Genomic DNA, 22083 nt, shown 5'->3' on the forward strand with positions numbered 1-22083 from the left:
TCTCAGCCACGGGCCGGGCGGGCGAGCACGGACAGCGCCGCCCGGGCCACGGCGCGCCCGAGGGCCGCGCCGGCCTCGTCCGAGGTCCGGTAGTGGATGCCGGACGCGACCCGGGCCTCGACGTTCTCCTCGACGAGGTCGGTCCAGTCGGTGTAGTCACGCGGCGGGAGGCCGTCCACGCGGATCCGCACGGGCTCGGACGGTGCGCCGACCAGCGCGTCGAGGACCACCTCGGCTGCTCCGGCGTACACGGTGTGGGCGCTCGGGAACTCCGGGTGGGACGGGGTCGTCAGGAGCGGCTCCCAGGTCGCGTCGGGCATCGTGGCGGGGTCGCCGTCGGGATCGGCGGTGCCGTCGGGAGCGGCCTCGCGGATCGCCGTGACGGGCCGCCAGCGCTGCACGTCGTACTTGGCGGCGAAGCAGGCGATCTGCGCGTCGGTCGTGACCTGGTGCAGCACGGCGACCAGGTGGACCCGCTGCTCCAGCGGCTGCTCGGGCCGGGCCGCGAGCAGGCCGCGCAGCACCTGCGTCCACGCGCTCAGGCTGTCGTCCGCCCAGAACAGCGCGGTCTCGGTCTGAGCAGCCGTGCGGGTCGGGGAGTCGGCGGCGCCGAGGGCACGGACCTCCGCCAGGTCGGCGCGGTACGCCGGGCTGCCGAGGGCGGGCGGGGCCGGCACGGCCACGCGCCCCGGGGTCACCAGGAACGGGCGCGCCCGCCCCAGGGCCGGCTGGCTCGGCGCGGTGCCGGGGTCGGTGGGCACCCAGGCGCCCGGCCCGCCGCGGGGCACGAAGGAGTCCGCGCCCACCGCGACCTCCGCGGCGCTCAGGCCGTCGCCGGCCCGTCGCGCCAGGACGCCGTCCGCGACCCGGGCCCCGAGCGCGGCGGCCCGGTCGCGCTCCGCCGTGGTGACGACCTCGGCGACGGCGTCGAGGGTCGCGGCGAGCTGCGCGTCGGCGGCCTCGGCGACGACGGGCACCCGGTCGACGAGGACGTCGTGGACCGCCTGCGCGAAGCCGGCCGGAGCAGCGGCCTCCGGCCCCGCCGTGCCGACCGCGTCCACGGCCGCCTCACCGGCGCTCCACGCGGTGGCCCACAGGGCGCTGCGCGGCGACTGCACCGGCGAGCCCAGGGCGTCGGCGGCGACCGCGGTCACCTCGAACCACCCGAGGACCGGGTCGTCGGCATCGACGCCGGCGGGCACCGCCACCTGCTCCGGGTCGGGCTCCTGCGGTCCCGGTCCCCCGCCGCAGCCCGTCAGGACGAGCAGCAGGGCCACGGCGACCGTCAGGACCCGGGTCGGGCGCACCGCCGGGGTCACACGAAGGCCGACTCCCCCGTGATCGCGCGGCCGACGATGAGGGTGTTGATCTCGCGGGTGCCCTCGTAGGAGTAGATCGCCTCGGCGTCGGCGACGAACCGTCCGACGTGGTGCTCGAGCAGGATGCCGTTGCCTCCGAGGACCTCCCGGGCCCACCCAACGGCCTCGCGCATCCGCGCGGTCGCGTGGGCCTTGCACAGCGAGGCGTGCTCGTCGCGGAGCTGGCCGGCGTCCTGCAGCTGGGACGCGCGGGCGTTCATCGCCGTCGACGCCGTGACGTTGGACAGCATCTTGACCAGCAGGTCCTGCACCAGCTGGAAGCCGGCGATCGGACGCCCGAACTGCTCGCGCTGCTTGGTGTAGCGCAGGGCGTGCTCGAACGCGCCGCGGGCGCAGCCCGCCGCCTGCCACGCCACCCCCATCCGGGTCACCCGGAGCACGTCGGCGGTGGTGCGGAACGACTCCGCACGACCCAGCCGGTTCTCCTCGGGCACGTAGCAGTCGGTGAGGGTGATCTCGGCGTTCTGGACCACGCGCAGGGCGATCTTGTCCTCCTGCTTGGTGAACTCGATCCCCTCGCTGCCCTTCTCGACGACGAAGCCCTTGACCTGGCCGTCGTCGGTGTCGCGCGCCCAGATGATCACCAGGTCCGCGAACGCGGCGTTGCCGATCCACTTCTTGCGGCCGTTCAGCACCCAGCCGTCACCGTCGCGCGTCGCGGTCGTCGCGAGGCCCTGGCTGATCGCCGAGCCGACGTCGGGCTCGGTCAGCCCGAAGGCCCCGATCTTCTCCATCCGGGCCATCGCGGGCAGCCAGCGCTCGCGCTGCTCGTCGGAGCCGCCGATCATCACCGAGCCCATCGCGAGCCCGCCGTGGACGCCCATGAAGGTGCCCATCGACGGGTCGACCCGCGCGAGCTCCATGGCGACCAGGCCGTCGACCAGCGCGCCGCGACCGGGGCAGCCGGGCCCGTCGTACGCCAGGCCCGCGATGCCGAGCTCGGCCATGCCGGGGACCAGCTCGTGGGGGAAGCTGGCGCGGGTCCAGTGCTCGTTGATGACGGGCTCGACCTCGCGGGTCATGAAGGCCCGCACCCGGCCGAGCAGCTCGCGGTCCTCCTCGGCCAGGAGCAGCTCGAATCCGAGGAAGTCCGAGAACGGTGTCTCGTCGACCTCGATGGTCATCTGGCCGGCCGGGTCGCTCACGCGGTCTCCTCGGGGGTGTCGCTCAGGGGGTCGGACGCGGACAGGAACCGCTCGACGACCGGGACGTTGTCGTCGGCCTCCGTGAGCAGGCCCAGGTGGCCGCCGTGGTAGACGTGCAGCCGGGAGTGCGGGATCAGCGCCGCCTGCATCCGCGGGTTCGCCACGGGGATGATCGGGTCGTCGTCGCCGCCCATCACCAGCGTCGGCTGCCGCAGCAGGCCGAGGAACGGCAGGCTGGACCAGCCGGCCATCGCCGCGAGCTGGTAGTAGTAGCCGCGCTTCGGTCCCGACCGGGTGGTGGCGTGCAGCAGGGCCGCCCCGCGGGCGGGGTCGGTACGCATCGTGCCGCCGTAGATCGTCGAGGCGACGGTGGCGGCGTAGTCGGGGTCGCGGTGGCGGCGGGGCGTGGCCATGATCCGCAGCACCTCGGGACGGGCCGGCACCATCAGCACGCCGGTGCCGGTGGCGACGAGCACCACGCGCCGGACGCGTCGGGGCGACTGCACCGCCAGCTGCTGGGCCAGCCCGCCGCCCCAGGACAGCCCGAGCACGTCGAACTGGCGGTGGCCCAGCTTCTTCATCAGCGCGGTGACCCACGAGCTCAGCGCCGCGATCGCGTACGGCGTGGGCGGCAGCGCGGAGCCGCCGATCCCCGGCACGTCGAAGCGCACGACCCCGCGCTCGGGCGAGAGGTGGTCGACGAGCGGCTGGAGGGCCTCGAGGCTGATGCCGATGCCGTTGCACAGCAGCAGCGGCGGGGCGTCGGTCAGCGCACCGACGCCCGGGCGGACCGAGACCCGCGCCGAGATCCCGCGCACGGAGACCTGGCGGACCCGGTCGCGGTCGCGGCCGGTGACCGGGCGGGGGCCGGGCGTCGACACGTCGAGCCGCTCAGCGGTCGTGGACATAGGTGCCCGGGGCCTCGGCGACCGGCTCGTGCTCGGCGTTGCCCAGCCTGCGCGGCTTGCCGCGCTCGTCGCCGCTGCGCTCGGTGAGCCAGTCGCTCCAGTTCTCCCACCAGCTGCCCTGCACCCGGGGCGCGGCGGCCAGCCACTCCTGCGGGTCCGCGGGGTTGGACGGGTGCCCGTCGCGGGTCGGGGAGGTGCGGAAGTTGGCCTTCGGGTTGCCGGGCGGGTTGACCATCGCCGCGATGTGGCCGCTGGTCGACAGCACGAAGCGGGTGTCGCCGCCGAAGAGCTGCGTCGCCTCGTAGCACGACTGCCACTGGCACAGGTGGTCCGCGATCCCGGCCACGACGTAGGAGTCGACGGTGATCGCCGACAGGTCCACCGGCGAGCCGAGCATGGTCGAGGCCCCGGGCTCGACCAGCGCGTTGCGGATCGCGAGGTCCATGAAGTCGCGGTGCATCCCGGCGCTCATCCGCACGGGGTCGGCGTTCCAGTAGAGGATGTCGAACGCCTTCGGCGCGTGACCCATCAGGTAGTTGTTGACCCAGTAGTTCCAGATCAGGTCGTTGGGCCGCAGCCACGCGAAGATCTCCGCCAGCGCGCGGCCGTCGAGGTAGCCCTTGTCCTGCGAGAGCCGGGTCGAGGCCGCCGCCGCCTTGTGCGAGAGCAGCGCGCTGGTCACGCCGGCGCGGGACTGGTCGAGGACCGTCACCGCCAGGCTGTACGACGCGACGCGGTCCTGCTCGCCGATGGCCGCCAGGTGCGCCAGCACCATCGAGGTGATCATGCCGCCGGAGCAGATGCCGAAGACCGAGACCTTCGGCTGCCGGGCGATGGCCTGCGCGGCGTCCATGGCCTCCACGACGGCCGCGCCGTAGGTGTCGAGGTCCCAGTCGGCGTGCCGGACGTCCGGGTTGCGCCAGGAGACGCAGAAGACGGTGAGCCCCGAGCGCACCAGGTGTTCGACCAGCGAGCGGTCCGGGGCGAGGTCGATGACGTAGTACTTGTTGATGGTCGGCGGCACCACCAGCACCGGGACCTCGCGGACCTTCGGGGTCTGCGGCGTGTACTGGATGAGCTCGAAGACGTCGGTGCGCAGCACCACCTCGCCCGGCGTGACCGCGACGTCCTCGCCGACCGCGAACGCGTCGGCCTCGACCATCGACGGCACCCGCGGCGCGGTCGCGAAGTCGCGCACGAAGCGGCGCCCGCCCTCCACGAGGTTGCCGCCGCCGGTGTCGATCGTGCGCTTGACCACCTTCGGGTTGGTCAGCGGGTGGTTGGTCGGCGAGAGCGCCTCGACGAGGTTGTCGACGATGAAGCGCATGCGCTGGTCGTCGCCCCAGTCGAGGTCGGCGTCGTCGACCAGGCCGCGCACCGCGTGGCCGGCGGCGAGGTAGGACTGCAGGGTCCGCCGGAAGAAGGGGTTCTTCGCCCAGGCCTCGTCGGCGAAGCGGCGGTCCTTCTCGGCGGGCGCGACCTCGGAGCGGCCGAGCCCGACCTTCACGAGCTCGCCGGCCAGGCCCGCCGTACGACCCACGACGCGGCGCGGGTGACGCGCGAGGCCGGCGGCGAAGCGCACCCCCGACATGCCGGGCACGAAGCGCCGGATCGGGCTGGTGCCGGCGTCGGCGAGCAGCAGGTCCATCGGGGTCGCGAGCGCGGGGGACTCCTGGCCCTCCTGCGCGGACTCCCGCTCCTGCTCGACGGTGCTCACCGAGCCACCCGGGTGATCAGTGGTGCGGTCATGTCGCCTCCCGTGTCGGCTCGCGCCTCGCGCGTCGGTGCCGGCCTCGATGGCCGCCGTACGCCGCTGCGCCGAGACTACCCACGGGCTGTGATCGGGGACACAGGCGACCGGTCGGTGGGGGCCGACCTGCCCCGTCGGAGGGCCCGGTCGCGCACGTGACATACGACACTAGGAGCACCCGGGGCGGTTACTCGTCGGTAGTTTGCAGCCACCCCGGACCCGCCCGACCCAGGAGAGACCGTGCAGCAGATCCTCGACGCCATCACCTCCGACGACGCCACCAGCGAGGACGTCGCCGCCCTCGACCTGCCCGAGTCCTACACCGCGGCGCTGGTCCGCAAGGACGACGTCGACATGTTCGAGGGCCTCAGCGCCAAGGACAAGGACCCCCGCAAGTCGCTGCACGTCGAGGACGTGGCGATGCCCGAGCTGGGCCCGGGCGAGGCGCTGGTGGCCGTCATGGCCTCGGCCATCAACTACAACACCGTGTGGACCTCGATCTTCGAGCCCGTCTCCACCTTCGGCTTCCTGGAGCGCTACGGCCGGCTCTCGCCGCTGGCCAAGCGTCACGACCTGCCCTACCACGTGGTCGGCTCCGACCTCGCCGGCGTCGTGCTGCGCACCGGGCCCGGTGTCCACACCTGGAAGCCCGGCCAGGAGGTCGTCGCGCACTGCCTGTCGGTGGAGCTCGAGGGTCCCGACGGCCACAACGACACGATGCTCGACCCCGAGCAGCGCATCTGGGGCTTCGAGACCAACTTCGGCGGCCTGGCGCACGTCGCGCTGGTCAAGGCCAACCAGCTGATGCCCAAGCCCGCCCACCTGACCTGGGAGGAGGCCGCCTCCCCCGGGCTCGTGAACTGCACGGCGTACCGCCAGCTGGTCTCCAAGAACGGCGGTGACATGAAGCAGGGCGACAACGTCCTGATCTGGGGCGCCTCCGGCGGCCTCGGCGGCTTCGCCACGCAGTACGCGCTCAACGGTGGCGCCACCCCGGTCTGCGTGGTCTCCAACGAGGAGAAGGCCGCGATCGCCCGCTCGATGGGCGCGGAGCTGGTGATCAACCGCTCCGAGGAGGGCTACCGCTTCTGGAACGACGAGGGCACCGCGCAGGACCCGAGGGAGTGGAAGCGCTTCGGGTCGCGGATCCGCGAGCTGACCGGGGGCGAGGACATCGACATCGTCTTCGAGCACCCGGGCCGCGAGACCTTCGGCGCCTCGGTCTACGTCACGCGCAAGGGCGGCACGATCACCACCTGCGCCTCCACGAGCGGCTACATGCACGAGTACGACAACCGCTACCTGTGGATGAACCTCAAGCGCATCATCTCCTCGCACTTCGCCAACTACCGCGAGTCCTGGGAGGCCAACCGCCTCGTCGCCAAGGGCAAGATCCACCCGACGCTCTCGCGCACCTACCGTCTCGAGGACGTCGGCCAGGCCGCGCTGGACGTGCACCACAACAAGCACCAGGGCAAGGTCGGCGTGCTGTGCCTCGCGCCCGAGGAGGGCCTCGGCGTCCGCGACCACGAGCTCCGCGCGACCCACCTCGACGCGATCAACCGGTTCCGCGGGGTCTGATCGGCTCCTCGACCGGCCTGATCGCCCGCCCGGCGGGCGATCGGGCCGGTCGGCTGCGTCACATCCCCGGGACCCGCCGGGCGCGGGGTGGGTTTGGCGCGGTGGATCGGACAGACTGGAGGCTTCCTGACCGCACCGACCAGGAGAGGGGCCTGCATGAGCGATCGCGGCCTGTCCATCTTCGACGACGACGCGGACGCGCCGCCGACCCCGGCCGAGGGGACTCCGCGTCCGGGGGCCGCTGATCCCGCCGACGAGAAGGCCACCGAGGCGATTCCCACGGTGGGCTCCCAGGCCGACTCCGCCGCCGGTGGCGCGGAGTCCGAGCGGACCCGCCAGCAGCCGGCCACCCGCCCGGGCGGGCCGGCACCGACCGGCCGCGCGCCGTCCGGGCCCGGCCCCGCCCGCCCGGCGGGCGCACCGACGGCCTCGGGGAGCGCCCGGGCCGCGGCCAACGCGCCCCTCCCGACCTTCCCGGTCATCCGCAAGTGGGGCCTGGAGGGCTACGACAGGTCCGCCGTGGACGCCGCCGTGCGCGAGATGGCCGGCGAGCGGGCCGCGCTGGCGACCGACCTCGCCGAGGCCGAGCGTCGCCACGGCCACCTCGAGGCCCGCATCTCCGAGCTCGAGCAGGAGCTCGCCGAGAACCGCAACCCGTCGTACGCCGGGCTCGGGGGGCGCGCGAGCGCCATGCTCCGCCTCGCCGAGGAGGAGGCCGCCGACGTCCGGCTCGCCGCCGAGCGCGAGGCCGCCGAGATCCGCGAGCAGGCCCAGCGCGACGCCAAGGCCGTGCGCGCCGAGGCGGCCCGCGACGCCGACGACATGCGCCTGGTCCAGCTCAAGGACCTCGACGAGACCCGCTCCCGCGTCATGGCGGACGCCGAGACCGAGCGCACGCTGGCCCGCACGGAGGGCGAGGACCTCCGTGCCTCGGCGCAGCGCCAGGCCGACCAGCTGCGGCTGGCCGCCGAGCAGGAGGCCAACGAGCTGCGCACGTCGGCGACCCGCGAGGCCGAGAAGGTCCGTGCGGCGGCCGACCGCGAGGCCCAGGAGGCGCGCCGCGCCCTCGCCGTGGAGAAGGAGCGGCTGGCCCGCGAGGCCTCCGACCACCACGCCAGCGCGACCGCGGAGACCGCCCGACTGGTCACCGAGGCCGAGCAGCGGGCCGACGCCGCCGAGCAGCGGGCCCGCGACGCGATCGCCCAGGCCACCGACAACCGGCAGCAGGCGCAGCGCGAGGCCGAGGCGGTCCTGTCGCGGGCCCGCCGCGAGGCCGAGCAGGTGGTGGCCTCCGCCCGCACCCAGGCCGAGGCGATCACCGACAGCCGCACCAAGGAGTCCGAGCGCGAGCTCGCCGCGGTGCGCTCGCAGGTGGAGCGGATGGTCAAGCGCCGCGAGGCGATCGCCGTCCAGCTCGGTGCCCTGCGCGACGTCGTGGCCGGCTTCGGCGACGACGACCCGGACGAGCCGGAGGTCCCGGACGCCCCCGAGGCCGCGTCGACGGGCACCCCGGGCGGCACCGCAGCCGGCCCGGCCACCGCGCCGACCTCGTCGGGGAAGGCGGCCCCGGCCCGCAACCCGCGCAAGAAGTAGGCGGACCTCAGGCGACGTGCGCCTCGACCTCGAGGCGCACGTAGTCGACGACGGGCTCGTCGAGGGCCGCCGCGACGGCGTCCACGAAACGCGGGTAGTCCTCGCCCAGGCGTGCCTCGTGGGCGCCGAGCACGACCGTCGCCAGGTAGGTGCGCAGGAGCGCGGGGTCCTCGAGGCGGATCGGGTCGGGCCGCAGGCGGACCCCGTCCGCCCGCCAGCCCGCGGCCGTCAGCGCCGCGCGGGTCGCCCCGACGTCGGCGAACGTCCACTCCTCGCCCACCGCCGTCGGGTCGACCGCGGCGAGGGCGGGGCGCAGCCCGGCCAGGTTGCCCGCTCCCCCGCACTCGGCCACCAGGCGCCCGCCGGGGCGCACGACCCGGGCGAGGTGCGCGAACAGCGCGCGGTGGTCCGGGACCCAGTGGAACGCGGCGACGCTCATCACGGCGTCGGGGCGCCCGACCCCGTCGGGCAGCGGCCGGGTGAGGTCGGCCTCCACGTACGTCGCCCGCCCGCCGAGCCGCTCGCGCGCCCGGTCGAGCATGGTCCGGGAGCCGTCGAGCAGGACGAGGTCGGCCTCGGGCCAGCGCGCCAGCAGCGCCGCGGCGTCCCGCCCGGTGCCGCAGCCCGCGTCGAGGACCCGCTCGCCGGCCACGGGGCCGCCCGCACCGAGGCGGTCGAGCACGCCCGCGCCCCAGGCCTCGTGCGGCAGGGGCAGGGCGTCGTACGTCGAGGCGTCCCACTCGCGGGTCATGGGCGCGAGCCTGCCACCCCCGCCTCCGGCCCGACCGCGGCGTCCGCCGCGCCGAGGTGGGCGGCGGCCGGCAGGTCGGCGTCGGGGTCCGGCTCGCCGGCCCGGACGAGCAGGACGCCCGCGAGGACCAGCACACCGCCCAGGAGCTGCCAGGGGCCGGGCAGCTCGGCGAGCAGCAGCACCGAGAAGACGAGCGCGGCGAGGACCTCGCTGAGCCCGACGAACGAGGCGAGCCGCGAGCCCAGCCGGCGCCCGGCGGCGATGCCCGTGGCGTAGGCGACGGCCGCGCAGAGCACCCCGAGCCCGAGCGTCGCGAGCCACCAGGGCACCGCGACGTCCTGGTAGGTCGCGGGCGCGGTGGAGGCGGTCATCGGCACCAGGCCGACGACCCCGGCGAGCGCCATCACCACGGTGCCGACGACGAGCCCGCCCTCGGCGAGGACGATCGGCGGCAGCCCGTTGTCCTGCGAGGCGGACAGCACGAAGTAGACGGCCAGGCCGACCATCGCCGCGAGCGCCCAGGCCACCCCCACCGCGTCGAGCGACGCGCCCGAGACGACGTCGAGCACCAGGACGAGGCCGAGCGCGGCGACGAGCGCGCCGGCCAGGGTCAGTCGTCCGGGACGCTGGCCGTGGCGCAGCCACATCCAGGTGACGACCGCGACCGGGGCGGTGTACTCGATGAGCAGGGCGACCCCGACCTCGAGGTAGGTCACGGCGTAGAAGAAGGCGAGCTGGATGCCGGCGACGGCGACGAGGCCGTAGACGGTGACCACGCCGAGGTTGGCGCCCAGCAGCGCCCAGCGTCCGCGGAGCACCCAGATCGCGGCAGGTGCCAGCACGACCGCGGCGATCCCGATCCGCGCGAGCACCGCGGCGCCCGCGGACCAGCCGTTGTCCAGCAGACCGCGGGCGAGGGGACCGGCCAGGCCGAAGACGGTCGCGGAGACGAGGGCGAAGGCGAGGCCCGAGGCGACGCCGCTCCGGCGGACGTCAGGAGTCATGCTGCTCATGGCACCTGACACTAGGTCCGCGTCGCGTAAGGTGTCAACGTGGACTTCACCCATGACACCGTGATGGCGCTGCAGGCGGCCACCGCCCTGGTCAACAGCGCGGAGGCCCCGGACACGCTCACCGACGTCGAGGATCTCCACGCGCTGTGGCTGGAGTACGGCTACACCGGTCGCCACGACCGCGACGAGGTCGAGCTCGCGGCCGTGCGCGAGCTGCGACCCGTGCTGCGCGACCTGCTGACCGCCGAGCGCGACGAGGCGGCGCCGGTGGTCAACCGGTTGCTCGCCGAGGCCGGGGCCGTGCCGCGGCTGGCCCGCCACGACGGCTGGGACTGGCACCTCCACGCGATCGACGACGACCGGCCCCTGGCCGACCGCATCGTCGTGGAGACCGCGATGGCGATGATCGACGTGATCCGCGCGGACGAGCTCTCGCGGCTGGCCCTCTGCGCCGCCGACGGCTGCGCGGGCCTCGTGCTCGACCTCTCCCGCAACCGCTCACGCCGCTTCTGCTCCACCACCTGCGGCAACCGCGAGGCCGCCGCCGCCTACCGCGCCCGCCGGCGCGACGGCGGCTGATCCTCCCCGGCCCGCCGGTCGGGGCACCGTCGCGCCGCCGACCACCGCGGGGTCAGCACCAGCGGCGGACCCCGCGCGGGGTCACGGCGCGGTCGCGGCGCACGACGGCGACGTCGTCAGCCCAGCGCGCGCAGGCCCGACGGAAGGACGGCGCGTCGTACTCCACCGCCAGCACCGCCCCGTCATACGCCGTGGCGTAGCGGTCGCACTCGCGCCACCGCGCGCACGACTCGGCCACGGCGAAGTCGAAGCCGAGGCGGCTCCCGTCCAGCTCGGCCCAGTTCTTCTGCGCGATCGCCAGGTCCGCCGCGTGGGCGCGCGCGACCAGCAGCCGCGCGAAGGCACGGGCGTCGGCACGGTCGAGGTGACCGCGGCTGCGGGAGAACGAGTCGAGGTTGTCGGGCTCCACCGCCTCGTAGCCGTCCGCGGCGCACCCCGCGAACCAGCCACCGACGATCCGCGCCAGCCGCTGCCGCTTCGCGGCCGTGCGGATGTCGAGCAGCCACTCCCCCCAGCCCGCGTCCACGACGGGACGGCCGCGACCGTCCTTCAGCACCAGCGACCACCGCTCGCGCCAGAACCGCTGCTCCCCCGGCTGGGTCTGGAAGGCGTTGACGTAGCAGACGTCGTACACCCCGGCCGGCCGCGCCTCGCGGTCGCGCACGACGACGTCGACCCGGTCGCCGACCGCGCGGGGCCCGCCGATCTGGTAGTCCCACCGGTCGAGGTCGGCCGGCAGCGGCTCGGGCGCGGCCGAGGCGGGCGTCGCCCCGAGCAGCAGCAGACCGGTGAGCAGGGCCGTCAGGAGAGCGCGCACCCCGACAGTCTGCCCGTGGCTCAGCGGCTGTGGTCGCGGAACCCGCGGCCGGTCTTGCGCCCGAGGTAGCCCGCGGTCACGAGGTGCTCCAGCAGGGGCGCCGGGGCGAACCCGGGCTCGCGAAACTCCAGGTACAGCTCGCGCTGGATGGCGAGCGACACGTCGTTGCCGACCACGTCGAGCAGCTCGAAGGGGCCCATGGGCAGCGCGCAGCCCAGCTTCATGGCGGTGTCGATGTCGTCGGCGGTGGCGTAGTGGCCCTCGAGCATCTTCACGGCGTCGTTGAGGTAGGGGAACAGCAGCGCGTTGACGATGAAGCCCGCACGGTCGCCGCAGCTGACCGCGGTCTTGCCGACCGTGCCGCACAGCGCCTGCACGGTCTCGGTCACGTCGTCGGCCGTGGCCACCGTCGAGACTACCTCGACCAGGCGCATCACCGGCGCCGGGTTGAAGAAGTGCATGCCGACCACGTCCGCGGGCCGGCCGGTCACCCGGGCCAGCTCGATCACCGGGAGCGACGAGGTGGTGGTGGCCAGGATCGCGCCCGGCTTGCAGATCTCGTCGAGGTTCTCGAACAGGGTGGTCTTGACCCCGAGGTCCTCCGCGATCGCCTCGACGACGAGGTCCACGGGGGCGAGGTCGTCCAGCGAGGTGGAGCCGGTGAGGCGACCGAGCGCCTCGTCACGGGCGGACTCCTCCAGCTTGCCGCGCTGCACCGCCTTGTCCAGCGACTTCGCGACCCGGGCGTGCACCGCGTCGACCTTGGCCTGGGAGCGGCCGACGAACACGACGTCGTAGCCGCCCTTGGCCATCACCTCGACGATGCCCGAGGCCATGGTGCCGGTGCCGACGACGCCGACCAGCCGCACGTCGCGACGCAGCGCCGGCATGTCGTCGGCGGTCGGGGTCTGCTCGTCGGCGACGACGACGGGGCTGTCGGGACCCTCGTAGGTGTAGAAGCCCCGACCGGTCTTGCGGCCCAGCAGGCCCGCCGAGACCATCTGCTTGAGCAGCGGCGTGGGCGCGTGGAGCCGGTCGCGACCCTGGCGGTACATCGTCTCGAGGATCTCGTACGCCGTGTCCAGGCCGATCAGGTCGAGCAGGGCCAGCGGGCCCATGGGGTAGCCGCAGCCGAACCGCATGGCCGCGTCGATGTCCTCGCGGTTGGCGTAGCGGGTCTCGTACATCGACGCCGCGTGGTTGAGGTAGCCGAACAGCAGCGTGTTGGCGATGAAGCCCGCGCGGTCACCGCACACCACGGGGCTCTTGCCGAGCTGCTCGACGAGGGTCGTGACGTCCTCGAGCACGCGCGGCTCGGTGACCACCGTGCGCACCACCTCGACGAACTTCTGCACCGGAGCGGGGTTGAAGAAGTGCATGCCGACGACCCGGCCCGGGTGGCTCGTGGCGGTGGAGATCTCGGTGACCGAGAGCGACGAGGTGTTGGTGGCGAGCACGGCGTCGGGCGACACGATGTCGTCGAGGGCCGCGAAGAGGGTCTTCTTCAGCTGGAGCGACTCGCCGATCGCCTCGACGACCAGGCCGGCCTCGGCGAGGTCGGCGAGGTCGGTGGAGACCCGGATCCGCCCGATGAGGGCCGCCGCGTCCTCCTCGGACAGCTTCTGGCGGGCCACGGCACGGTCGGTGGAGTGGGTGAGGTGGCCGTGGCCGCGCTCGGCGGCCGCGTCGTCGCGCTCCACGCCGATGACGGAGAAGCCGTGGCGGGCGAAGACCTCCGCGATCCCGGCCCCCATCGTGCCGAGGCCGACCACCCCGACGGTCGTGATGGGGCGCGCCGAGTCGGCGGCGCTGTCGGTGGACTCGGCGAGGGTCGTCATGGCCCGGATCATGGCACGCGGGCCGCCGCCGCGGACGTGACGGTCCTCACGCCGCAGGTGCCTGCGTGGTCGGGGTCAGGCGCCGTCGACGAAGCGCCGCAGGACCTCGGCGAACACCTCCGGCTGCTCGGAGTGCACCCAGTGGCCCGCGTTCTTGACGGTCACCCGGCGCTGGCGCGGGAACCACCGCGACATCGCGGGCTCGTAGTCGTCGGTGACGTACGGCGACGTGGCGCCCGCGACCCAGAGCACCGGCCCGTCGTACGGCGTGGTGTCGGCGAGGCGGTCCTCCGGCCAGCCCGACAGCACCTCGAGCTCGGCGCCGAGCAGGGCCAGGTTGGGCGCCCAGCGCCAGCCTCCGTCGGTGCCGCCGCTGCGCAGGTTCTGCAGCAGGAAGCCCCGGATCGTGGGGTGGGGCACGGCCGGGGACAGCGCCGCGTCGGCGTCGGCGCGCCGCTCGAGGGCGTCGAGGTCCATCCCGGACATCGCCGCGATGTAGCCCGCGAACTCGCTCCGCCCGGCGTCGTAGGTCACCGGGGACATGTCGACCACGCACAGCCGCTCGACGAGGTCCGGGTGGCGCAGGGCCAGCAGCATCGCGATCTTGCCGCCCATCGAGTGACCGACCAGCGCGACGGGGTCCTCGCCTCCCCCGCGGACCGTCGCGGCCACGGTGTCGGCCATGTCGACGTAGTCGAGGTGCTCGGTCCAGGCCGAGCGCCCGTGGTTGGGCATGTCGAGCAGGGTCACCCGGTGGCGCCCGGCCAGCGCCTTCGCCGCGGTCGTCCAGTTGCGGCCCTGGCCGAACAGGCCGTGGCAGAACACGACGCGCGGTCCGTGCTCGCCGAGGTGCGTCGCGTGGAGGTCGCTCACGTGGTCGAACGCTCCTCGTGGGGGACCGGGGTGATGGCGCCGGACCGGCGGCCCTCGCGGAAGCTGCGGAGCTCGCGCTTGACGACCGGGAGGAGCAGGTAGCACGCCAGCAGGTTGACGATCGCGCAGACGAAGAGCATCGAGTCGGCGAAGTCGATCACGGAGCCGAAGGAGATCACCGTCCCGACGACCGTGAACGCGCAGAAGAACACCTTGAAGGTGTTCTCGCTGCGCGCGGAACGACCGAAGAAGTGGCACCACGCCTTCTGCGTGTAGTAGCTCCAGGTGAGGAGCGTGGAGAACGCGAACAGCGCGACCGCCACGGCCAGCACGACCGGGAACCAGGGCAGGAACGTCTCGAACGCGTCGGAGGTGACGACCACGCCGTCGGGGGCGGCGGCTCCCCCGGCCACGGCCTGACGCTGCTCGGAGTAGTAGGCCGTGTCCGCGATGACGATCGTCAGCGCGGTCATCGTGCAGATCACGACGGTGTCGACGAACGGCTCCAGCAGCGCCACGAACCCCTCGCTCACCGGGTGCCTGGTCTTGACCGCGGAGTGCGCGATCGGGGCGGAGCCGACGCCCGCCTCGTTGGAGAACGCCGCGCGCTGGAAGCCGATGATGAGCACGCCGACCGCACCGCCGGCGACACCGGTGGGCGAGAAGGCCCCCTGGACGATGGCGCCGAGGGCCGACGGCACGTGGTCGACGTTGGCGCCGATCACGAGCAGGCACGCGACGACGTACACGACGGCCATGGCCGGCACCAGCCTGGAGGTGACCCGGCCGATGGACTGGATGCCTCCGATGATGACCGCCGCCACCCCGCCCGCCAGGAGCAGCCCGAAGACGAGGGAGGCTCCGGCCGAGCCCAGCAGCCCGTCCTCCCCGCCCGTGACCTCGCGGGCCTGGGCGAAGGTCTGGTTGGCCTGGAACATGTTGCCGCCGACCGCGCCGAAGAAGAACAGCGCGACCGCGAACACCGAGGTCAGCGCCCAGCTGACGCCCGAGCCGAACCGGGCGAAGGCGACCGGGAGGTAGCGGAACGGGCCGCCGGTGACCGTCCCGTCCTCGTGGACCTCCCGGTACTTCACGCCCAGCGTGCACTCGACGAACTTGGTGCACATGCCGAGCAGCCCGGCGATGATCATCCAGAACGTCGCACCGGGACCGCCCAGCGTCACCGCGGCGCCGACGCCCGCGATGTTCCCGAGGCCGACGGTGCCGGACAGGGCCGACGACAGGGCCTGGAAGTGGGTGACCTCGCCGGGGTCGGAGGCGCGGGAGTACGTGCCCCTGATCAGGTCCTTCGAGGTGCCCCAGCTGTAGAACTGGATCCCGCGGAAGTACACGGTGAAGACGGCGGCCGCGGCCACCAGCCACAGGACGATCAGCGGGAAGGTGATCCCGCCGACGGTCGGGGCGTAGAAGACGACGCCCGACACCGCGGAGGCGACGGGGTCGAACCCGTCGCTGATCGCCTGCTCCACGCGACCGAGCCAGCCCTCCTGGGTGGTCTCGGCGGCGAGCACGACGACGTCGGACGGCGGGGAGGGCGACATGGGGCGCCACTCAACCGTCCCCCGCTCGGCGGACGCAAGGCAGGTCACCCGGTCGTGACCGGACCGGTAGATTGCGCCGACGTGAGACTCGTGGTGGCGCGGTGCCAGGTCGACTACGCAGGTCGGCTGACCGCCCACCTGCCGATGGCGACCCGGGTGCTGATGATCAAGGCCGACGGCTCGGTGCTGGTGCACTCCGACGGCGGCTCCTACAAGCCGCTGAACTGGATGTCCCCGCCGTGCACCCTGCGCGAGGGGGTCGACGACGAGGGCCGCCGCGAGTGGACCGTCACCAGCCCCAAGACCGACGACACCCTGCGGATCACCCTCGAGGAGGTCCTGCACGAGGCGGTCCACGACCTCGGCGTCGACCCCGGCCTGGTCAAGGACGGCGTCGAGAAGCACCTGCAGGAGCTGCTCGCCGAGCACCCCGCGACCCTCGCCGAGGGCCTCTCGCTGGTCCGCCGCGAGTTCCCGACCGCGATCGGCCCGGTCGACCTGATGTGCCGTGACGCCGCGGGCGTCTCGGTGGCGGTCGAGATCAAGCGCCGCGGCGAGATCGACGGCGTGGAGCAGCTCACGCGCTACCTCCAGCTTCTCAACCGCGACCCGGCCCTGACGCGGCGGGGGCCGGTGCAGGGCATCTTCGCGGCCCAGGAGATCAAGCCGCAGGCGCGGGTGCTCGCGACCGACCGCGGCATCGCCTGCGCGGTCGTCGACTACGACGCCCTGCGCGGCCTCGACGACCCCACCTCGCGGCTGTTCTGATGGCGCGGCCCCGGGCGCGCGGCTGATGCGGATCTTCCACGTGGCGCTGGCCTCGGAGTGGCGGGCCGCGCAGGGCGGCTCCTACTACGACCGCTCCACGCGGGGGCGCTCGCTCGCCGAGGTGGGCTTCGTGCACTGCTCGCGGGCCGACCAGTGGCAGCGCGTCCGCGAAACCGTCTACGGCGACGTGGTCGAGCCCCTGGTGCTGCTGACCATCGACACCGACCGGCTCGACGCCCCCGTCGTGGAGGAGCCCGCCGACCCCGCCTCGGCCGACCCCGCCGGTCGCGGTGAGCGGTTCCCCCACGTGTACGGCGCCGTGCCCCTGGACGCCGTCGTCGGCGTCACGCCCCTGCGGTCCCCCGCAGTGGGGCCGGGCCCGATCACGGGCCCGGACGCAGGCCCCGACGCAGGCCCGGACGGCGCCGCGGACCCCGCCGGCGGCCGGTCGTTCTCGTCGCTGCTGATGGCCGAGATCGGGGTGCGGCTCGGGCTGGCCGTGGCGGTGATGACGCTGGCCGTGCTCGTCGGCACCCTCGCCGAGGCCGCGCTCGGCGAGGGGGGTGGACTGCTCGGGGCGCTCGGGGCCCTGGTGCTGGGCATCGCGGCGGCCGTCGTCGCCTACCGCCGCTGGGACCGCCGCACGGAGGGCTGAGGGCGCCCGTCGGGGCCTGTGGACGGCGCGGCACGACCGTCGGCGGGCGCTGGCACGATCGTCGTCATGGTCCTCCACCACCTCGCCGAGCCGCAGGTGCTCCTCGGCAGCTTCGACGCCGGCGCGCTGGACCGCGCACGGGCGTACGCCCTGGACCGGCTGGTCACGGGCGTGGAGGTCGAGCTGCGCGACGGCGGGCACCTCGTGGCGCGTGGCGAGGTCCACGGCTCGGCCACGCGCGCCTACCGGGTGACGGTGGAGATCAGCGGGCTGCAGGACGACGCGCCCCGGCCCGCGCCCCTCGTCGACAGCTGGTGCACCTGCCCGGTCACCCTGCAGTGCAAGCACGGCGCGGCCCTCTGCCTGACCCTGGGCCACCTGGCCCGCGAGCTGCCGCCGGAGCCCGACCCGGACGAGCCTCGCGCGCGCGAGGTCGTCCCCGTGTGGCGCCGGCGCCTCGACGCCGTCCTGGCCGACCTCGGCGCCTCCGAGCCGCCGGTCGGCGAGCACCCCCCGCTGGCGCTGCGGATCGGCCACGACGCGGGTCGACGCGACCGGTTCGCCGTCGGGGACGGCGCCCGTGTCACCCTCCGGCCGATGCGTCGCGGCACCCGGGGCTGGGTGAAGTCGGGCATCGACTGGCAGACCGTGCCCAGCATGGTCGCCACCCGCCGGCACGACCCCGCCCAGCTCGAGGCCCTCGCCGCGTTGCAGCAGGCCCTCGGCGGCTCCTACTGGTACGGCGGCACCGAGCCGTCGCTGGCCGACTTCGGTCGTCGTGTCGTGCGGCTGCTGCGGTCGGCCCGCGACGCCGGGATCGAGGTGTACGCCGACGCGCCGCTGAGCGGGCTGCGGCTGCTCGACGACCCGGTCTCGTTCGCCGCCGACACCCGGCTGGCCGGCGGCGGGCCCGCCGGTCCCGGCGGGCGGCGGGCCGGTGACGCCCCCGCGGACGCCGACCTCGTGGTCGACCTGGGCGTCGTCGTGGACGACGTGGTGCGGCCCGTCTCCGGCCTGACCCTGCTCGGCGTGCCCTCCCACACCGTCGCGCTGGTCGAGGACGGCGTGCTCACCCTCGCCGCCCTCGAGGGCGCGATGCCGACGGCGACCCTGCGCGCGCTCGCCCAGGACGGGCCCGTCGTGGTCCCCGCCGAGGCCGCGGCCGAGCTCGACGACTACCTGACCCGGCTGCGCCGCTTCGTGCCGGTGACCTCGAGCGACGCGAGCGTCGCGGTGCCCGACCGGCTGACGCCGCGCCTGTCGGTGGCGATCACCTGGCGCGACGGCTCGAGCGCCGACGTGCGCTGGGGCTGGGCCTACGGCGAGGACGAGGCCCGACGGGCCTGCTCCGTGTCGTCGGAGGAGTCGCTCGGCGGGGTCCGCGACCGCGCCGAGGAGCGCCGGGTCCTCGCCGAGCACCGGGAGCGGGGCCCGCTGGACGTCGAGGACCGCGAGGTGGGCGGCTCCGACGCGGTCTCGCTCGCGCTGCTCGAGATCCCCGACTGGCGGTCGCGTGAGGGCCTGGAGGTCCACGAGAGCCACCGCCCGGACTTCCGGCGGGCGGAGTCACCGGCGCGGGTCACCGTCGAGCTCGCCGGGCCCGAGCCGTCGGCCACCGCCACCGACGGCGCTCCCGCGGCCACCGACTGGCTCGACCTGACGGTCGTCGTGGAGGTCCAGGGCGAGCGGCTGCCGCTGCCCCAGGTGATCGCCGCGCTCACCGAGGGTGCCGACTACCTCGTGCTCCCCAGCGGGCTCTACCTGCCCACGGACTCCCCCGAGCTGACCGCCCTGTCCGAGGCGGTGGCCGCCGCCGCCGAGGTCCACGAGCGGGAGCCCGGTGAGGGCCCCGGACCCGGTGACCTGCGGGTCGGCCGGCACGACCTCGACACCCTCGCCTCGCTGGCCGACCTCGGCGACGTCGACCCGTCGGTCGCCGACTGGGTGGCCCGTGCCCGCGCCCTGCGGGACCTGACCGGGATCCCCCGTCCCGAGCCGAGCGGGGTGAGCGCCGAGCTGCGGTCCTACCAGCGCGACGGCTTCGCCTGGCTGGCCTTCCTGTGGGAGCACTCCCTCGGCGGGGTCCTGGCCGACGACATGGGGCTGGGCAAGACCCTGCAGGTGCTCGCCCTCGTCGCGCACACCCGCGGCCGCGGCGACGACACCCCGTTCCTCGTCGTCGCCCCGACCAGCGTCGTCGGCGCCTGGGCCACCGAGGCCGCCCGTCACACCCCGGGCCTGCGGGTGGTCCCGGTCACGGGCACCGGCACCCGGCGCGGCGGCAGCGTCGCCGAGCTCGCCGCCGGCGCCGACGTGGTGGTCACGACGTACACGCTGCTGCGGCTGGAGGCCGAGGAGTACGCCGCGGTGGCCTGGGGCGGGGTCGTGCTCGACGAGGCCCAGCAGGTCAAGAACCACCGCTCCCGCGCCCACCTCGCGGTGAAGGGTCTGCGGGCGCCGTTCCTGCTCGCGGTGACCGGCACGCCGTTCGAGAACCGGCTCACGGAGCTGTGGTCGCTGCTCTCGCTGGTCGCCCCGGGGCTCTACCCCCGGCTCGCGTCGTTCACCCGCTCGGTGGCCACGCCGGTCGAGAAGGGCGACGAGGCCGCCCTGGCGCGCTTCCGCCGGCGCGTCAAGCCGTTCGTGCTACGCCGCACCAAGGAGCTGGTCGCCCCCGACCTCCCCGCCAAGCAGGAGCAGGTGCTCGACGTCGAGCTGGCGCCCCGGCACCGGCGCCTCTACGACGCCCACCTGGCGCGCGAGCGGCAGCGGATCCTCGGGCTGCTGGAGGACTTCAGCGAGAACCGGGTCGCGATCCTCGCGGCGCTCACCCGGCTGCGACAGCTCGCCCTCGACCCCGCCCTGGTCGACGCCGAGCACGAGGCCGTCGGCTCCGCGAAGGCGGACCTGCTGCTCGAGCACCTCGGCGAGGTGGTCGCGGAGGGCCACCGGGCGCTGGTGTTCAGCTCGTTCACCGGTTTCCTCGGCCGCGTCTCCGCCCGGCTGGAGGCCGCCGGCATCGACCACGCCTACCTCGACGGCAGCACGACCGACCGGGCCCGTGAGGTCACCCGCTTCCGCTCCGGGGAGGTCCCGGTCTTCGCGATCAGCCTCAAGGCCGGCGGCACCGGGCTCACGCTCACCGAGGCCGACTACGTGTACGTGCTCGACCCGTGGTGGAACCCGGCGGCCGAGGCGCAGGCGGTGGACCGCGCCCACCGGATCGGCCAGGACCGGACCGTGATGGTCTACCGCCTCGTGTCGACCGACACGATCGAGGACAAGGTGATGGCGCTGAAGGCGCGCAAGGCCGCCCTGTTCGCCCAGGTCGTAGACGGTGGTGGGGCCTCGTCGGGCGCGATCACCGCCGAGGACGTCCGTGCGCTCTTCGAGTGACCGGAGCGGCTCCGCGGCGGTCCCGCCGGTCCCGGGGTCTCAGGCGCCCGCGGCGGGCGGGGCCGTGGGGTCGGCGCCCTCGGCGGTCTGCTCACGAGCGACCCAGTCCTCGATGTCGTCGACGTCGCTCGCGTTGCGGGTCGCGACCGCCAGCAGGTCCGACATGGTCGCGACCTCCTCGACCTGCTCCTTCACGAACCACTGCAGGAACTGCTCGGCGGCGTAGTCGTCCTCGTCGCGGGCAGTGCGCACCAGCGCGTTGATCTGGCGGGTGACCTGCTTCTCCTGCTCGAGCGCCAGCGCGATCGGGGCCACGACGTCGGCGAACGACGACCGGGGGGCGGGCAGGGCGGGGATGGCGACCTCGGCGTCGGTGTCCAGCAGGTAGCGCACCATCATCATCGCGTGCTGGCGCTCCTCGAGCGCCTGGGCGTAGAAGAAGGCGGCCATGCGCGGCATGGTCAGCGCGTCGTAGTGCACGGCGCAGGCGAGGTACTGGTTGTGCGCGGCGAGCTCGTGACCCACCTGCTCGTTCAGCTGGGCGGCGAACCGGGTGGGGGTCATCTGTCTCCTCAGGCCGCGGAGGGCAGCCGACGGCCCTTCCGGTCGACCCTCGCGGCGTCCTTGCGCTTCGAGGGCTTCGCGGGCTTCGTGGACTTCTTGACCTTCTTCGGCAGCTCGTCCTTCGAGACCGGGGTCTTCGTGTCGGCGTGGACCAGCCGGCGCTTGCGCACGGCGTACTCCACGGGGAGCGTGCCCTCCTTGAGCATCCGCAGCGGGCAGCGGTCGCACTTCGAGCGGGACTCGCAGCACTTCGTCTTCGGCACCTTGCCCAGCGAGGTGATGCCCGACTTCTTGCCCATGCCGTCAACCTAGCAGCAGGTCAGGCAAGCCTTACCTGTGTCCACGTCCGGATCCGCGGGTGGCTCCGGTGGCCGGGTTGGAGCCCGGGCGTTGAATGGCGACGTGAAGCGGCCGAAGCCCGAGAAGCCCGCACCCGGTCAGGAGTCGGTCTGGGACTACCCCCGACCCCCGGACCTGGTCCGCAGCCGAGAGACGGTCGAGGTGGTCGTCGGCGGCGTCGTCGTCGCCTCCTCCACCCGCACCTACCGGGTGCTCGAGACCTCCCACCCCCCGACGTACTACCTGCCCGAGGAGGACTTCGCCCCCGGGGCGCTCGTGCGGATCGAGGGCGGGTCGTTCTGCGAGTGGAAGGGCCGAGCGGCCTACGCCGACCTCGTCGGCGGCGAGGCCCGCGCGGAGCAGGCCGCCTGGACCTACCCGGACCCGACGCCGGGGTTCGTCGACCTCCGCGGCCACTGGGCCGTCACCCCGCTGGCCGTCGAGGCGTGCTTCGTGGACGGCGAGCGGGTGCAGCCCCAGGAGGGCGGGTTCTACGGCGGGTGGATCACCTCGAAGGTCGTCGGACCGTTCAAGGGCATCCCCGGCTCCTGGGGCTGGTGAGCGCGGCGGAC

The 22083-nt window shown here is 74.2% G+C and carries 19 protein-coding genes; 7 read left to right on the forward strand and 12 right to left on the reverse strand.

The annotated features are described in order from the left end of the window. Positions 1-2: 2 nt before the first annotated feature. From ABD158_RS17975 to ABD158_RS17990, 4 genes are read right to left on the reverse strand one after another with little or no spacing between them, the layout of a single operon-like run. Positions 3-1307, reverse strand: a complete 1305-nt coding sequence (locus tag ABD158_RS17975) for a vanadium-dependent haloperoxidase (RefSeq protein WP_344009147.1) — start codon at positions 1305-1307, stop codon at positions 3-5. 8 nt (positions 1308-1315) lie between these two features. After that, a complete protein-coding gene (locus tag ABD158_RS17980; protein ID WP_344009149.1) occupies positions 1316-2524 on the reverse strand; it encodes an acyl-CoA dehydrogenase family protein in 1209 nt (402 codons plus the stop codon). Next, complete coding sequence (locus ABD158_RS17985; protein WP_344009151.1) at positions 2521-3432, reverse strand: alpha/beta fold hydrolase; 912 nt, start codon at positions 3430-3432, stop codon at positions 2521-2523. Before ABD158_RS17985 ends, ABD158_RS17980 begins: the two co-directional genes overlap by 4 nt. Then, on the reverse strand, positions 3416-5149 hold the full coding sequence (locus ABD158_RS17990) for a PHA/PHB synthase family protein (protein WP_344009153.1): 1734 nt from the start codon (positions 5147-5149) through the stop codon (positions 3416-3418). The genes ABD158_RS17985 and ABD158_RS17990 overlap by 17 nt, the downstream gene beginning before the upstream one ends. Positions 5150-5422: 273 nt before the next feature. On the opposite strand from ABD158_RS17990, the gene ccrA reads away from it, so the two are divergent. Next, positions 5423-6763, forward strand: a complete 1341-nt coding sequence (gene ccrA, locus ABD158_RS17995) for a crotonyl-CoA carboxylase/reductase (protein ID WP_344009155.1) — start codon at positions 5423-5425, stop codon at positions 6761-6763. Positions 6764-6919: 156 nt separating this feature from the next. Next, positions 6920-8356, forward strand: coding sequence for a coiled-coil domain-containing protein (locus ABD158_RS18000; RefSeq protein WP_344009157.1), 1437 nt, complete (start codon positions 6920-6922; stop codon positions 8354-8356). A 7-nt stretch (positions 8357-8363) separates the two neighbouring features. On the opposite strand, the gene ABD158_RS18005 is transcribed toward ABD158_RS18000, so the two are convergent. Both ABD158_RS18005 and ABD158_RS18010 read right to left on the reverse strand, forming a co-directional pair. Beyond that, positions 8364-9107 (reverse strand): class I SAM-dependent methyltransferase, encoded by a 744-nt coding sequence (locus ABD158_RS18005; protein ID WP_344009159.1) that lies wholly within the window; start codon positions 9105-9107, stop codon positions 8364-8366. Next, positions 9104-10120 carry an EamA family transporter gene (locus ABD158_RS18010; RefSeq protein ID WP_344009161.1) on the reverse strand — a complete coding sequence of 339 codons (1017 nt, stop codon included), beginning with the start codon at positions 10118-10120 and terminating at the stop codon, positions 9104-9106. The genes ABD158_RS18005 and ABD158_RS18010 overlap by 4 nt, the downstream gene beginning before the upstream one ends. Positions 10121-10159: 39 nt before the next feature. On the opposite strand from ABD158_RS18010, the gene ABD158_RS18015 reads away from it, so the two are divergent. Then, complete coding sequence (locus ABD158_RS18015; protein WP_344009163.1) at positions 10160-10699, forward strand: CGNR zinc finger domain-containing protein; 540 nt, start codon at positions 10160-10162, stop codon at positions 10697-10699. Between the two features lie 52 nt (positions 10700-10751). Here the strand turns inward: ABD158_RS18015 and ABD158_RS18020 are convergent, their stop codons facing one another. The 4 genes from ABD158_RS18020 to ABD158_RS18035 all read right to left on the reverse strand — a co-directional run bounded on the left by ABD158_RS18020 (position 10752) and on the right by ABD158_RS18035 (position 15789). After that, the gene (locus ABD158_RS18020; protein WP_344009165.1) at positions 10752-11516 is read right to left on the reverse strand and encodes an endo alpha-1,4 polygalactosaminidase; all 765 of its coding nucleotides are present in this window, start codon (positions 11514-11516) and stop codon (positions 10752-10754) included. Positions 11517-11536: 20 nt separating this feature from the next. Next, entirely contained in the window at positions 11537-13354 is a 1818-nt protein-coding gene (locus ABD158_RS18025) for a 3-hydroxyacyl-CoA dehydrogenase family protein (protein WP_344009167.1), read from the reverse strand. 75 nt (positions 13355-13429) lie between these two features. Further along, positions 13430-14227: an alpha/beta fold hydrolase gene (locus tag ABD158_RS18030; protein ID WP_344009169.1), complete on the reverse strand. Its 798-nt coding sequence runs from the start codon at positions 14225-14227 to the stop codon at positions 13430-13432. Next, positions 14224-15789: an alanine/glycine:cation symporter family protein gene (locus tag ABD158_RS18035; RefSeq protein ID WP_344009171.1), complete on the reverse strand. Its 1566-nt coding sequence runs from the start codon at positions 15787-15789 to the stop codon at positions 14224-14226. The genes ABD158_RS18030 and ABD158_RS18035 overlap by 4 nt, the downstream gene beginning before the upstream one ends. A gap of 81 nt (positions 15790-15870) precedes the next feature. Here ABD158_RS18035 and nucS point away from each other — a divergent pair, with 81 nt between their 5' ends. The 3 genes from nucS (at position 15871) to ABD158_RS18050 (ending at position 20608) form a co-directional block, all read left to right on the forward strand. Next, complete coding sequence (gene nucS, locus ABD158_RS18040) at positions 15871-16557, forward strand: endonuclease NucS (RefSeq protein ID WP_344009173.1); 687 nt, start codon at positions 15871-15873, stop codon at positions 16555-16557. A gap of 25 nt (positions 16558-16582) precedes the next feature. Beyond that, a complete protein-coding gene (locus ABD158_RS18045; protein WP_344009175.1) occupies positions 16583-17212 on the forward strand; it encodes a DUF952 domain-containing protein in 630 nt (209 codons plus the stop codon). A 66-nt stretch (positions 17213-17278) separates the two neighbouring features. Then, positions 17279-20608: a DEAD/DEAH box helicase gene (locus tag ABD158_RS18050; RefSeq protein ID WP_344009176.1), complete on the forward strand. Its 3330-nt coding sequence runs from the start codon at positions 17279-17281 to the stop codon at positions 20606-20608. Positions 20609-20647: 39 nt separating this feature from the next. Here ABD158_RS18050 and ABD158_RS18055 read toward each other — a convergent pair whose 3' ends face one another. Next, positions 20648-21172 carry a ferritin gene (locus ABD158_RS18055; protein ID WP_344009178.1) on the reverse strand — a complete coding sequence of 175 codons (525 nt, stop codon included), beginning with the start codon at positions 21170-21172 and terminating at the stop codon, positions 20648-20650. An 8-nt stretch (positions 21173-21180) separates the two neighbouring features. Then, positions 21181-21471 carry a hypothetical protein gene (locus ABD158_RS18060; protein WP_344009180.1) on the reverse strand — a complete coding sequence of 97 codons (291 nt, stop codon included), beginning with the start codon at positions 21469-21471 and terminating at the stop codon, positions 21181-21183. A gap of 103 nt (positions 21472-21574) precedes the next feature. On the opposite strand from ABD158_RS18060, the gene ABD158_RS18065 reads away from it, so the two are divergent. Continuing rightward, positions 21575-22072, forward strand: coding sequence for a DUF427 domain-containing protein (locus tag ABD158_RS18065; protein ID WP_344009182.1), 498 nt, complete (start codon positions 21575-21577; stop codon positions 22070-22072). The last annotated feature ends 11 nt before the right edge of the window (positions 22073-22083 follow it).

This window comes from Nocardioides lentus (genome assembly GCF_039529515.1).
Classification (GTDB): Bacteria; Actinomycetota; Actinomycetes; order Propionibacteriales; family Nocardioidaceae; genus Nocardioides; species Nocardioides lentus.

Coding starts and splice junctions, on each gene's coding strand:
- ABD158_RS18050 (WP_344009176.1), top strand. CDS start 17,279: ATGGTCCTCCACCACCTCGCCGAGCCGCAGGTGCTCCTCGGCAGCTTC.
- ABD158_RS18060 (WP_344009180.1), bottom strand. CDS start 21,471: ATGGGCAAGAAGTCGGGCATCACCTCGCTGGGCAAGGTGCCGAAGACG.
- ABD158_RS18045 (WP_344009175.1), top strand. CDS start 16,583: ATGCGGATCTTCCACGTGGCGCTGGCCTCGGAGTGGCGGGCCGCGCAG.
- ABD158_RS18005 (WP_344009159.1), bottom strand. CDS start 9,107: ATGACCCGCGAGTGGGACGCCTCGACGTACGACGCCCTGCCCCTGCCG.
- ABD158_RS18025 (WP_344009167.1), bottom strand. CDS start 13,354: ATGACGACCCTCGCCGAGTCCACCGACAGCGCCGCCGACTCGGCGCGC.
- ABD158_RS18055 (WP_344009178.1), bottom strand. CDS start 21,172: ATGACCCCCACCCGGTTCGCCGCCCAGCTGAACGAGCAGGTGGGTCAC.
- ABD158_RS18010 (WP_344009161.1), bottom strand. CDS start 10,120: ATGAGCAGCATGACTCCTGACGTCCGCCGGAGCGGCGTCGCCTCGGGC.
- ABD158_RS18000 (WP_344009157.1), top strand. CDS start 6,920: ATGAGCGATCGCGGCCTGTCCATCTTCGACGACGACGCGGACGCGCCG.
- ABD158_RS17985 (WP_344009151.1), bottom strand. CDS start 3,432: ATGTCCACGACCGCTGAGCGGCTCGACGTGTCGACGCCCGGCCCCCGC.
- ABD158_RS18035 (WP_344009171.1), bottom strand. CDS start 15,789: ATGTCGCCCTCCCCGCCGTCCGACGTCGTCGTGCTCGCCGCCGAGACC.